We start from the raw sequence: 13,089 nt of genomic DNA, 5'->3' as shown, positions 1-13,089 counted from the left end.
ATGCATGAAAATTTTCAGCTTTCGAGAAAGCACTTGTTATTGTCTCTATAGATAAGTAATATGCGCCTCGCAAGTTGGCTAGGCAGTCGCCGCTCAATTTATTGGGGGGAGGAAAGTCCGGGCTTCGCAGGGTAAAGTGCCAGGTAACGCCTGGGGGGCGTGAGCCTACGGAAAGTGCAGCAGAAAATACACCGCCTAAGCAGTTTACTGCCGGTAAGGTTGAAATGGTGCGGTAAGAGCGCACCGCGCGACTGGCAACAGTTCGTGGCTAGGTAAACCCCACTTGAAGCAAGACCAAATAGGAACTCTTTGGCGTGACCCGCGCTGAGTTCGGGTAGGTTGCTAAAGACGTGCAGTGATGTACGTATTAGATGAATGACTGTCCACGACAGAACCCGGCTTATCGGCCAACTTGCAATTTTTTCCTCGCGTTTCGTCTCCTTTTTTATTCTATGAGTGCCATGGTTAGTGGTGCTTTCTGTTTTATTGAATTTCCAAATCTGTTTGCTTCTTCTATCTATCGTTTGTGCTCAATTGCGTGAATGGCTTTTTTTGCCTAAAAAGTGTCGTTTTGTGTTTTTTCTTCTGTTTTAGTCTCTCCATTTGTCTATTTTTTGCCTCTTTACAAAATCATTGCATCTATTTTTGCCTATTTGGTTGGTTTTTTTTTACTCTTTTTCATAAATAGTGTTAAATTGTGGGATAAAGTGTCGATAAGTGGGATATGGCAATGTTTCGTGGGATTCATCAGGTGAGTGTAGATGTGAAGGGGCGAATGTCGCTTCCGGCACGCTTACGCGATGATCTGGCCCAATATGATGACGATGGTGTGGTTGTGACCATTGATCCTGTTTCTCGATGCTTGTTGCTCTATCCCTTATCTGAATGGGAATTGATTCAGCAAAAATTAGATAAGTTGCCCACGTTTCAGCCACAAGCTAGGCGTTTGCAGCGTCTTTTAGTGGGGCATGCGACTGATTTGGAAGTGGATAAAGCGGGTCGGATTTTGTTGCCTGCGCCACTGCGTGAATTTGCTCGGTTGGATAAAAAGTTAACGATTCTTGGCCAAGGTAAGAAGTTAGAAATTTGGAGCCAAGAAGAGTGGGAAGCGCAACGTGAAGATTATTTGTCCCAAGATGCTCTTGCGGACTTACAAACTGAAACCATGATGGATATTTCTTTATGACAAAGACGATGGCAGAACACATAAGCGTCATGCTTAATGAGTCCGTCGATATGCTAGTAACCGATACTAATGGTCTGTATGTCGATGGGACGTTTGGTCGCGGTGGGCATACTCGTTTGGTTTTGGATCGATTAGATAATGGTCGTTTGCTTGGTTTTGATAAAGACCCTGTGGCGATTGGTCATGGCAAGTTGTTAGAGCAAGAAGATGCACGTTTTTCTATCGTGCAAGATAGCTTTGCAAACATGGCTGAACACATTACGGGTGTGTTTGGTGTTGATAGGGTCGATGGTGTGATGATGGATTTGGGTGTGTCTTCTCCTCAGATCGATGACGCCGAACGCGGTTTTAGTTTTATGAATGACGGTCCGCTTGATATGCGGATGAATCCTGACAAGGGTATAAGTGCTGCCCAGTGGATAGCCACTGTTAGCGAAAAAGATATGGCGGATGTGATGTATCAGTATGGCGAAGAAAGATTCTCTCGTCGTATAGCAAAGGCTATCTGTGAGTATCGTTCTCATACACCAATCTTAACAACGCTCCAGCTATCAAAAATTATTGCTGAAGCGAATCCAGCTTGGGAGAAAGGCAAAAATCCAGCTACTCGGGTATTCCAGGGTATTCGAATTTACATTAATAATGAATTGGGTGACTTGGAAATTGGTCTTGATGCTGCTGCGCAAGCTCTAAAAGTTGGTGGTCGATTGGCTGTTATTAGTTTTCATTCTCTTGAAGATCGTATCGTTAAACGCTTTATGAAATTGCAAGCGAAAGGGCCTGAATTACCAAGACATTTGCCAATTCGAAATGCTCATCTTGATATTAAGTTTAAAACAGTCGGTAAGGCGATTAAGCCATCTCAATCTGAAGTGAGTGAGAATGTTCGCTCTCGTAGTGCTGTCTTGCGCGTTTTGGAGCGGGTCAGTGATTAAGGCTCGTTTTTCACCGTTAGTATTTGCTATCGGTGTTGTTGTTTTAGCGATTGTTTCAATCGCTGTTGTTATTCAGGTATACGATTTTAGGAAGGATTTCTCTTACCTTCAAACATTGAAGCAAGATGAAGTGGATTATGAAGTGAAATGGGGTCAGTTGCTTCTTGAACAAAGTGCACTAACCCAGCCAAGTCGCTTGGAGCAAGCGGCTATTAAAGATTTAAAAATGCACGCACCCTCTCAGGATGAATTGATAATAGTGAAACCATGAATATTGAAGACAGTGTTCACACTCCAGGAAAATGGCGCTTTAGATTTGTATATGGCGTTGCTTTGTTATTGTTTCTTATTGCTGGCGGTCGATTATTTTATTTGACTGTTGTTGATAAGGCGTTTTTACAAAACCAAGGCGAGATGCGAGCTGTACGCACAGAAGCCATTCCGGCGACCCGAGGTATGATTTTGGATCGTCGTGGAGAGCCTTTGGCTGTTAGTACGCCAACTTGGACGATAATTGCTAATCCAAGAGCCTTATGGAAGCTTCCTAGAGATCCTTCTTTAAATATTGGCCCAGAGCAAGAGATTAAACGTCTAGCAGAAGTGATGGGGGTTGGTCGTGCTTGGCTACAAGAAAGATTTGAAGCTAATAAGACTCGTTCTTTTATGTATCTTCGACGTCAAATACCGCCTCATGAAGCTGATGCTATTATGGCGGCTAATGTTGTTGGGGTGAGTAAGACTAAAGAATATAAGCGTTTCTATCCTGCTGGTGAAGTGGCTTCTCATGTTGTTGGTTTTACCAATATCGATGACAAAGGTCAGGAGGGTATCGAACTTGCTTATGATCAAGCTTTAGAAGGTCAGCCTGGTCGTCGAAGCTATGTGAAGGATCTTACTGGCAATATCATTCGTGGTGTTGGTGTTGAAGAAGCAGAGCATCCGGGTGAAAATATTGAGCTAAGTATTGATCTTAGATTGCAGTATTTGGCTTATCGAGAGCTTAAAGCTGCAGTGACGGAGCATCGCGCTACGTCTGCATCGGCGGTGATTTTAGACGTTAAGACTGGTGAAATCTTGGCGATGGTTAATCAGCCATCTTATAACCCAAATGACCGTTCTAAACTGGAATATGAAGAGTTGCGCAATCGTGCTGTGATTGATTTGTTTGAACCGGGCTCTACCATGAAGCCGTTCACTATTTCGGCGGCGTTGATGTCTGATCAATATACCACAGAGACAACAATTGATACCTCTCCCGGTTATCTGCGCTTTGGCCGCTTTACTATTCGTGATGCCGCCAATTACGGTGTAATCGATTTTGAAAAATTGCTAATTAAATCGAGTAACGTCGGGGCGTCGAAAATTGCTTTGTCGCTTCCTCAGGATGCGATTTGGAATATGGATTATGAATTAGGTATAGGTTCGCCTGTCGGGATTGGGTTTCCAGGAGAGGCATCCGGTGTTCTTCCGTCTCATCCTAAATGGCACCCATCAGAAATTGCTACCTTGGCTTACGGTTATGGTTTGTCTGTGTCTACGTTGCAGCTAGCTCAAGCCTACATGACATTGGCTAATGGTGGTTATCGAGTTCCTGTTACTATTTTTAAGCAAGATGTGCCTGCAGATGGTAAGCAAGTGATTCCTCAAAAAGTGGCTCATGATGTTGTGAAGATGATGGAGTCTGTTGTGCAGCGAGGTTCTGGTAAAGCTGCGCAAATCCCAGGTTATCGCGTCGCAGGCAAAACGGGTACTGTGCATAAAGTTGGTTCTAAAGGGTACGAATACGATCAATACATTGCCTTGTTTGCGGGGGTTGCGCCTGCGTCAAATCCTAGATTGGCAATGGTGGTAATGATTAATGATCCAAAAGGTCGTGAATATTATGGCGGTGAGGTTGCTGCGCCAGTATTTTCTCGCGTTATGGAAGGAGCGTTAACAACTCTGAATATTTATCCCGATTTGCCAGAAGGGCTCAGAGAAGTTCGTTTAGAGTCTAAAAAAGTTCCTTATCAAGTTGTACAGGGTGGTTAAATGGGGCAAATAACACATGCTCAACTGCTTAATTTGGCGGGTTATTCTTTGGAGGGTAACTCGCATTCTGCTTTATATAATTGTCTAGAAACTGACAGTCGCAAAGTAGATCAGGAGAGCGTTTTTTTTGCTTTGCCTGGTGTAACTTCAAATGGCTGGGAATATTTAGATGATGTCATCGAACTAGGTTGTAAGATCGCGGTTGTTCCTTCTGAATTAAATTTGCAGCGTGATGATATTGAACTTGTTTCTGTTGCTAACCCAGCTGAGCTGCTAATTACTTGTTTGCATAGTTTTTTTGGTCGTATGCCGCAGCGTATGGTGGCTGTGACTGGAACTAATGGCAAATCTTCTATCTGTTTTTATATTGCTCAACTTGCTAAATATATTGGCTTTTCGAGTGGGCTGGTGGGTACTTTTGGTGTTGGGCCTTTGGATCGTTTGACAGAAGCTAAACAAACGACACCTGATCTTCTCTCTTTACATCTCACTTTGATGAAAATGGCTGAAATAGGCGTCGATTTTGTTGCTTTTGAAGCGTCGTCGCACGCTTTAGATCAGGGGCGTATTGAAGGTGTTCCTTTTCAAACCGCTGTATTTTCAAATCTTTCTCGTGATCATCTCGATTATCATGGCGATATGAATTCCTACGCTTTAGCTAAGCAGCGGTTGTTTTCTTTTGATGGTTTGTCTCATTCCATATTTTGTCTTGATGATAGTTATGCTGGTTTTATGGCGGAAGCTGCGGCCGGTTCGAGTCGACATTATTATAGCGAGCAAAACTCGCAAGCTGATTTTTATGTGAAGCAGTTAGTGTTGGAGCCGACAGGTTGTAGATTTATTTTGTGTCACCCGGAAGGTGAAACTCCTGTATTTTTGCCATTGTTAGGGCGTTTTAATGTGCAGAATGCCCTAGCAGCTTTAGTAAGTCTTTGGTATGAGGTAAGAGATAAATCGACCTTAATAAGTGGTCTGTCTACATTAAGTGGTGCGCCTGGTCGTATGGATAAGGTTGAGTTACCAAATGCCCCTCTTGTCGTTGTTGATTTTGCACACACTGCCGATGCTTTGGTAGTCGCTTTGCAAGCACTAAAAGAGCATACGAACGGTCGATTAATCTGTGTGTTTGGTTGTGGTGGTGATAGAGATCGAGGTAAACGACCTCTAATGATGGCGGCAGCTATGCAAAATGCTGATTACGTATGGTTAACATCAGATAATCCTCGTACTGAATCCATAGAGCAAATATTTTCTGATGTCTTAGCGCAAACAAACGAGGATGAGGCATTTAGTTTTGAGCCTGATCGTCGAGCGGCTATTCGTCAGGCCGTTTTGTCGGCTGGACCTAATGATGTGGTTCTTATTGCTGGAAAAGGACATGAAACTTATCAGGATGTTCAGGGTGTTAAACACCATTTCAATGACAAAGAAGAGGCGCTGAGAGCGTTGGAGGCTTATGTTAATTAACCTTGCTCTTTCAGATATCGCCGAAGCTTGCGGCGGCCAACTTATCGGTGAAAATTGCGTGTTAAATGCAGTTATTACTGATACAAGGAAAATAACTTCAGGCTGTGTCTTCGTTGCCTTAAAAGGTGAGCGTTTTGATGGACATGATTATATAGGGCAAGCGGTTCAAGAAGGTGCTGTTGGTGTTGTCTCTGATCGAGATGTTGATGCGCCTAATTATGTTAAAGTTGTGGACACCACATTGGCTTATGGTGTGATTGCTCGCTTGATTCGGGATGCCTTTAAGGGGCCTGTTGTATGCATTACAGGCAGTAATGGTAAAACAACCGTAAAAGATTGGTTGGCTCAGTCCCTTACGGATGAAAATGTGTTAAAAACACGCGCCAATTTGAACAATCAAATAGGTGTGCCACAAACGCTTCTTGAGTTAGATGCTGATCATGATGTTGCAGTCATAGAGGCTGGGACTAGTTTTACTGGCGAAATTCCTCTGTTGGCTAAGATTGCGTTTCCAGACATCGTTATATTGACGAATGCCAGTGGAAGTCATTTTGAAGGGTTGGGTGGTATTGAGGATATTGCAAAAGAAAAAGGAGCCTTGATTTCAGGCTCCTCGCCCAATGCTAGCATAATTCTAAATGCTGATGATGAGTACTTCGATTATTGGTGTAGTTTAGCTGGAGATCGTCAGGTTTATTCTTTTGGATTTACTGAGTCTGCCGATCTTTATGTGTCTGATATTGAGTTGGATGCTGAGTCAAGTTTAGCTGTGTTTCATTACAATGGGGGAGCTCAATCAGTCTCTATTGCTGGTGCTGGAAAGCATCAAATTGCAAACGCTATGACCGTTGTTTTGGCTATGTTAGTAATGGGGATTGATTTTAAACAAGCGGCTGATAAATTAGCCACCCCTGTGCTAGTTTCTGGACGATTAGAGCGGCTTAAAGCAAAAAATGGCGCTCTATTAATTAATGATTGTTACAATGCCAGCCCAGCGTCTGTTGAGGCGGCTATTGATGTTCTTGCAATTCAGCCAGTAGAAGAAACTTGGTTGATTTTAGGGGCTTTAGCTGAGCTTGGTGCTCAAAGAGATGACATTCATCATGGCTTAGGGGTATATGCTAAAAACAAAGGGATTTCGTGTTTGATTTGTGTCGGTCCCGTAGCGAGTATTGCTGGTGCTGCTTTTAGAAGTGAAGGTGGTAACGCTATTTTTTGTAATACTCATAATGAAGCGGCGACAGTAGTTCGTCCGCTAGATAAAAAACACGCTATTTTAGTCAAAGGTTCTCGTTCGGCTAAAATGGAAAACGTCATTGAAGCACTAATTAATTAGGATATTCCTTACCAATGTTACTTCTGTTAACGGCTTATTTAAGTAAATATCATACATTTTTTACGGTATTTAATTACTTGTCTCTGCGCGCCATTTTAGGTGTTCTCACTGCATTGGCTATTTCTCTATTAGTTGGCAATAAGGTTATTGTTTTGTTGCAGCGCTTGCAAATTGGTCAGGCGGTTCGCAGTGATGGGCCTCAAACGCATTTAGCGAAAGCTGGAACGCCAACTATGGGTGGCGCGCTTATTATTTTTTCGATTTCTGTTAGTACTCTTTTGTGGGGTGATTTGCGTAATCAATACGTTTGGGTTGTTTTATTGGTTATGTTGGCATTCGGTGTTGTTGGCTGGGTTGATGATTATCGAAAAGTGGTGGAGAAAAATCCACGAGGTCTTCCTGGTCGATGGAAATATTTTTGGCAGAGTGTGTTTGGTTTAGCTGCTGCGTTTTATTTGTATTACACCGCAAGCACGCCTGCTGAAACAGCCTTAATTGTGCCTCTTTTTAAAGATGTTGCGATCCCTTTGGGTATGTTTTTTATTGTGCTGACTTATTTCGTTATTGTCGGTACAAGTAATGCAGTAAATTTAACCGATGGACTGGATGGTTTGGCGATTCTACCAACCGTGTTGGTAGGTGGTGCTCTTGGTGTGTTTGCATATTTAACCGGTAATATTCGATTTGCTGATTATCTGCTTATCCCTTATGTACATGGTTCCGGTGAGTTGCTGGTGTTTTGTGCCGCTCTTGCAGGGGCTGGTTTGGGTTTTTTATGGTTTAACACTTACCCTGCACAAATTTTTATGGGTGATGTGGGGTCTTTGGCTTTAGGTGCTGCATTGGGAACAATTGCTGTTATTGTTCGCCAAGAATTAGTTTTGTTTATTATGGGCGGCGTTTTTGTAATGGAAACGGTGTCGGTTATTTTGCAGGTTGCTTCTTACAAGTTAACTAAGCGAAGAATATTTAGAATGGCGCCGATTCATCATCATTTTGAATTAAAGGGTTGGGCTGAACCGAAAGTGATTGTGCGTTTTTGGATCATAACTGTTTGTCTTGTTTTAGTAGGTTTTGCCACCTTAAAAGTACGTTAGGAGTTTTGCATGTCGTTGATCGGGTCAGATCGGGTAAGAGCCGTTGTAGGCTTGGGTGCGACAGGCTTGTCTTGCGTACGCTTTTTAGCTAGCAAGGGAATTGAGTTTTATGTGGTGGATTCTCGTGAGAATCCACCGGGATTGGAGCATGCGAAAGAGTTTTGTTCGCAAGAGCGGATTTTCACGGGCAATTTAGAAGTGCTTGAAACCCTTGGTGTAACGGAGTTGTTCGTTAGTCCTGGGATTGCTTTGCGCACACCTGTTCTGGCTCGCTTGGCTGAACGTGGTGTTGCGATGCGCGGCGATATCGATTTGTTTCGTGATTATGTCAATGCGCCTTTTGTTGCGATTACCGGATCTAATGCCAAAAGTACAGTCACAACATTGGTAGCTTTGTTACTTCAGGCTTGCGGAAAAAATGCCATAGCGGGCGGTAATTTAGGCTTGCCTGCATTGGATCTACTTTCTCCAAATGCCGATTTTTATGTGCTTGAGTTATCTAGCTTTCAGCTTGAAACAACACACGCACTACAGGCCGATCTGGCCTGTCTTCTTAATGTCTCCGAAGATCATATGGATCGTTACAAAGATCTTTATGAGTATCAACGCGTCAAGCAAAAAGTCTATCGAGGTTGTAAAGCTGCCGTTTGTAACAAGCAAGACATCTTAACGGCGCCATTGCTGGCTGAAGGTGTTCCTGTTCGTGCATTTACAACAAAAAGTCCTGATTTAAAAGAGTATGGCATGCTCAAAGATGGTGATGGGGCTTGGTTGTGTAAGGGTGTTGAGCGGCTTTATCACACGTCACAAATTGCTTTGAAGGGCTCTCATAATCACGCCAATGTGTTGGCGGCTCTAGCTATGCTTGAATTGCTGGGAGTGGATGTTCTGTCTGAGGCAGTAGGAAAGGTACTGAAAGAGTTTGGTGGTTTGCCTCATCGTTGTGAAACGGTTCGGGTTCTTAATGGCGTGACTTATATTAATGATTCAAAAGGCACCAATGTTGGCGCGACGTTAGCCGCGCTTCAGGGGCTTGGATCGGCTGCTAATAAAAATATTTTACTTATTGCTGGCGGTGAAGGGAAAGGCGCGGATTTTCGTGCTCTTGCTAAACCCGTAAAGGATCTAGTGCGCATTGTTTATTTGTTTGGAAAAGATGCCGATCGTATTGCTGAAATTTTGCCTTCAGACACTGAAGTTAAGCACTTTGATACGTTAGACCAAATTGTGGCTAGTATTGGGCAGGATAGTAAAGAGGGGGAGATCATTTTATTTTCGCCAGCTTGTGCCAGTTTAGATATGTATAAAAACTATGAAATGCGCGGCGCGCATTTTGCCAGTTTGGTTGCTGAGTTATGACATGGTTGAAAATATTTGACCGAGTGTCTCTTCGTGAATTTGCTCAAGTTGATGCTGTTTTTGTTGCTGCTGTTGTTTCTATTTTGGCGCTAGGGATGGTGATGGTCTCTAGTGCGTCTATCTCTATTTCTGAAACTATCCATGGCCAACCCTATTTTTTTATGGTGAGGCAGGGTTTATATCTCGCTATTGGGCTGGTATTTGGTTGGGTGTTATTGTCTCTGCCAACGCATCAACTGCAAAAATGGGGTATTTTGATGATGGGCTTGTCTCTCATCTTACTTATTCTTGTGCTTATGCCTGGAATTGGAAAAAGTGTTAATGGTAGTCGTCGTTGGATTAATTTGGTGGTATTTAACCTTCAGGCCTCGGAAGTCGCAAAAGTTTGTATGGTGGTTTATGTTTCTGGTTATCTAGTGCGAAGAGCTGACCGTGTTAGAGAGGGTTGGGTCGGCTTCGTTCTTCCGCTCTGCCTTTGTAGTATTTTTCTTTTGTTTTTGCTTTTTGAACCAGATTTTGGTGCGTCTGTAGTATTGCTAGGTACAGTGATGGTGTTACTGTTTTTGGGCGGCGCACCCTTGTATCAGTTTTTACTTTTAATGGTTGGTGCCGTTTCAATGTTGGGCGTTGTTGCCATTTCTGAAAGTTATCGCTTAAAGCGTTTGATGAATTTTATAGACCCGTGGGCAGATCCTTTTAATGAAGGGTATCAGCTTAGTCAGGCTTTAATCGCTTATGGTCGTGGCGAGTGGTTTGGTTTGGGGCTGGGAAACAGTGTTCAAAAGCTATCTTATCTGCCTGAAGCCCATACAGACTTTGTGTTTTCTATTTGGGTTGAAGAAACGGGCATGTTTGGCGGTTTGTTGTTGATATGTTTGTTTGCGCTAATGGTTGCTCGCGCCTTTAAGATTGGTCGTCAAGCCATGACGTTATCTCGACCTTTTGCTGCTTATATGTGCTTTGGTTTTTCAATTCTTATTTTGGCTCAAGTTATTATCAATATAGGTGTAAATACCGGCTTTTTGCCTACTAAAGGGCTAACTTTGCCATTAATTAGTTATGGCGGCAGTAGCTTGATAATTACCTTGGGGAGTTTGTTTGTTGTAGCGCGTGTCGATATTGAGAATAGACGGGCTGAGAAAGGTGATGGCTCTGGTGAGTCGATTAAAATGAAAGAGAGTACAAAATGAGCGATGTCAAAAGAGTCGTTATAATGGCTGGTGGAACAGGTGGTCATATCTATCCAGCATTGGCTTGTGCTCAAAGTTTTAAGAATAAAGGTGCCGATGTTCAATGGCTTGGCTCTAAAGGTGGGATGGAGGAAACTCTTGTGCCTAAACATGACATAGCATTGCATTCTTTATCTATCAAAGGAGTGAGAGGCAAAGGGGTTTTAGGTCTATTGGTAGCTCCTTTTAGGATCTTGCATGCTATTGGGCAGGCGGTGGCTGTTTTGCAAAAAATTAAGCCCGATGTCGTTCTAGGTATGGGTGGGTTTGTTGCAGGTCCTGGTGGCGTGGCTGCTAAAATTTTAGGTATTCCATTAGTTGTGCATGAGCAGAACGCCGTTGCTGGTACTACCAATAGGTTACTCTCTAAAGTAGCAAGTTTAAGGTTGCAGGCTTTTGATGGTGCACTACCTAACGCTATTAGCGTTGGTAATCCAATTCGAAGCGATATTTTGAAGCAGCGTGTTCGAGTATCAAGAAGCGGTGCTGCAAGGCCTTTGCGATTGCTTGTTGTGGGTGGGAGTTTGGGCGCAAAAGCGATTAACGATGTCATTCCTCAGGTTTTAGCAGAATGGCCTTTCACTCAGCGTTTAGATGTATGGCATCAGACTGGTATTCGTAATTTTGAAGCGGTATCAGAACTTTATAAAGAGGCAAAGGTTGACGCTCGTGTTGAGGCCTATTTGGATAATATGGATCAAGCATATTATTGGGCTGATATTGTGTTGTGCCGAGCTGGCGCTATGACGGTGAGTGAGCTTGCTGTTGCCGCCTTGCCTTCCATTTTAGTGCCTTATCCGCATGCTATAGATGATCACCAAACGGCAAATGCGTGTTATTTAGAAAAAGTTGGGGCTGCATATCTGTTGCCGCAACCACAGCTAGGTTGTGAAAAAATCATTTCTTTGCTTTCTGGTTTTGTAGAAAGTGAAGAGACATTATTGAAAATGGGTGAGCAGGCCAAGCTGGTTGCTCGTCCAAATGCGACACAAGAAGTTGTTGCACACTGTTTAAGGTTAATAAAATCATGATTGATATTAAAGTTCAGTACGATATTCCTACGATGCGCCGTATTCAAAATATCCACTTTATTGGTATTGGTGGTGTTGGTATGTGTGGTATTGCAGAGGTATTGCATAACCAAGGCTATCAAGTTTCAGGGTCTGATCTTAAAGCGTCGTCTACCACGGAGCGTTTAGAAGAATTAGGTATCAAGATTTATCTAGGGCATTTAGAAGAAAACGTTTATGACGCCCATGTGATTGTGGTATCTACCGCGATAAATGAACAAAACCCAGAAATTATCTGGGGTAAAGAACATAGAATTCCGATTGTTCGAAGAGCAGAAATGCTGGCTGAATTAATGCGTTATCGCCATGGTATTGCTGTAGCGGGTACTCATGGCAAAACAACGACAACGAGCTTGATGGCATCTATATTAGCGGCTACTGGTGAAGCGCCAACATTTGTTATTGGTGGGCGTTTAACTAGCGCTGGGGCAAATGCACAATTGGGTAGTAGTGCTTATCTTGTTGCTGAGGCAGATGAAAGTGATGCGTCATTCCTGCATTTGCAACCACAGACGGTGATAGTGACTAATATCGATGAAGATCACATGGACACTTATGATGGCGACTTTGAAAAGGTTAAGCATACTTTCATTGAGTTTGTGCATAACTTGCCTTTTTATGGTTTAGCTGTTTTATGTGTTGATGACGAAAATGTTCGTGAAATTCTGCCTTCTTTGAGTCGCCCAGTTTTAACGTATGGTATTGATCAAGAAGCGGACTTTTATGCGACTGAGATTGTGCAAACTGGCCGTTATTGTGAGTTTTTGGCGCATCGTCCTGAAGGTGAGCCCTTGAAAATTCGCTTGCCGATGCCAGGTCGTCACAATGTACTTAATGCTCTTGCAACGATTGCTGTTGCCACCGATTTGGGTGTTGAAGCAATAGCTATCCAAGCTGGCCTAATGGGCTTTGAAGGTGTGGGGCGCCGTTTTCAAGAGCAGAAACCGTTAGAGCTTCCTAATGGTTCGAGTGTTATGTTTGTTGATGACTATGGTCATCACCCGAGTGAAGTATTAGCAACTATTAAAGCGATCCGTGCAGGTTGGCCTGAGAAGCGCTTAGTCATGGTTTATCAGCCACATCGTTATACTCGAACCCGTGATCTTTATGAAGATTTTGTGCGAGTTCTGTCTCAAGTGGATGTTTTGCTCTTGCTGGATGTTTATTCCGCTGGCGAAGCGCCTATCAACGGTGCTGACAGTCGTTCTTTGTGCGGTAGTATTCGTCAGCGGGGTAATGTTGATCCTATTCATGTTGGTAGTGAGGCGGATTTACGTTCTATTTTGAGTAATGTTTTGCGCGAAGGTGATTTGTTGATTACGCAAGGTGCTGGTGATATCGGTATGGTTTCTAAAAACTTATCAGTGAGCGGAATTTAA

General features: G+C 43.2%; 11 protein-coding genes and 1 other RNA gene. All 12 read left to right on the top strand.

The genetic code is table 11. The features are described 5' to 3' along the window. The first annotated feature begins 70 nt into the window (after positions 1-70). The 12 genes from rnpB (at position 71) to murC (ending at position 13,089) form a co-directional block, all read left to right on the top strand. An RNA gene (gene rnpB / locus TY87_RS00195) (RNase P RNA component class A) lies at positions 71-419 on the top strand. Between the two features lie 311 nt (positions 420-730). Further along, positions 731-1,186: a division/cell wall cluster transcriptional repressor MraZ gene (mraZ, locus tag TY87_RS00190; RefSeq protein ID WP_072840605.1), complete on the top strand. Its 456-nt coding sequence runs from the start codon at positions 731-733 to the stop codon at positions 1,184-1,186. After that, positions 1,183-2,121: a 16S rRNA (cytosine(1402)-N(4))-methyltransferase RsmH gene (rsmH, locus tag TY87_RS00185; protein WP_100185555.1), complete on the top strand. Its 939-nt coding sequence runs from the start codon at positions 1,183-1,185 to the stop codon at positions 2,119-2,121. Before mraZ ends, rsmH begins: the two co-directional genes overlap by 4 nt. After that, a complete protein-coding gene (ftsL, locus tag TY87_RS00180) occupies positions 2,114-2,392 on the top strand; it encodes a cell division protein FtsL (RefSeq protein WP_012070310.1) in 279 nt (92 codons plus the stop codon). Before rsmH ends, ftsL begins: the two co-directional genes overlap by 8 nt. Continuing rightward, positions 2,389-4,152: a peptidoglycan D,D-transpeptidase FtsI family protein gene (locus TY87_RS00175; protein ID WP_100185554.1), complete on the top strand. Its 1,764-nt coding sequence runs from the start codon at positions 2,389-2,391 to the stop codon at positions 4,150-4,152. Before ftsL ends, TY87_RS00175 begins: the two co-directional genes overlap by 4 nt. Further along, a complete protein-coding gene (locus TY87_RS00170; protein WP_100185553.1) occupies positions 4,153-5,619 on the top strand; it encodes a UDP-N-acetylmuramoyl-L-alanyl-D-glutamate--2,6-diaminopimelate ligase in 1,467 nt (488 codons plus the stop codon). Continuing rightward, positions 5,609-6,955: a UDP-N-acetylmuramoyl-tripeptide--D-alanyl-D-alanine ligase gene (locus tag TY87_RS00165; RefSeq protein ID WP_100185552.1), complete on the top strand. Its 1,347-nt coding sequence runs from the start codon at positions 5,609-5,611 to the stop codon at positions 6,953-6,955. Before TY87_RS00170 ends, TY87_RS00165 begins: the two co-directional genes overlap by 11 nt. 14 nt (positions 6,956-6,969) lie before the next feature. Continuing rightward, complete coding sequence (mraY, locus tag TY87_RS00160; protein WP_072840575.1) at positions 6,970-8,052, top strand: phospho-N-acetylmuramoyl-pentapeptide-transferase; 1,083 nt, start codon at positions 6,970-6,972, stop codon at positions 8,050-8,052. A 9-nt stretch (positions 8,053-8,061) separates the two neighbouring features. Continuing rightward, on the top strand, positions 8,062-9,411 hold the full coding sequence (gene murD, locus TY87_RS00155; protein WP_100185551.1) for a UDP-N-acetylmuramoyl-L-alanine--D-glutamate ligase: 1,350 nt from the start codon (positions 8,062-8,064) through the stop codon (positions 9,409-9,411). Further along, positions 9,408-10,601, top strand: coding sequence for a putative lipid II flippase FtsW (gene ftsW, locus TY87_RS00150; RefSeq protein ID WP_100185550.1), 1,194 nt, complete (start codon positions 9,408-9,410; stop codon positions 10,599-10,601). The genes murD and ftsW overlap by 4 nt, the downstream gene beginning before the upstream one ends. After that, positions 10,598-11,671 carry an undecaprenyldiphospho-muramoylpentapeptide beta-N-acetylglucosaminyltransferase gene (gene murG, locus TY87_RS00145; RefSeq protein WP_100185549.1) on the top strand — a complete coding sequence of 358 codons (1,074 nt, stop codon included), beginning with the start codon at positions 10,598-10,600 and terminating at the stop codon, positions 11,669-11,671. The genes ftsW and murG overlap by 4 nt, the downstream gene beginning before the upstream one ends. Then, on the top strand, positions 11,668-13,089 hold the full coding sequence (murC, locus tag TY87_RS00140; RefSeq protein WP_100185548.1) for a UDP-N-acetylmuramate--L-alanine ligase: 1,422 nt from the start codon (positions 11,668-11,670) through the stop codon (positions 13,087-13,089). Before murG ends, murC begins: the two co-directional genes overlap by 4 nt.

Source organism: Marinomonas sp. BSi20584 (assembly GCF_002792415.1).
Lineage (GTDB): Bacteria > Pseudomonadota > Gammaproteobacteria > Pseudomonadales > Marinomonadaceae > Marinomonas > Marinomonas polaris.
The sequence above is the reverse complement of the archived record's forward strand: the minus strand, read 5'-3'. Positions and strand labels throughout refer to the sequence as shown.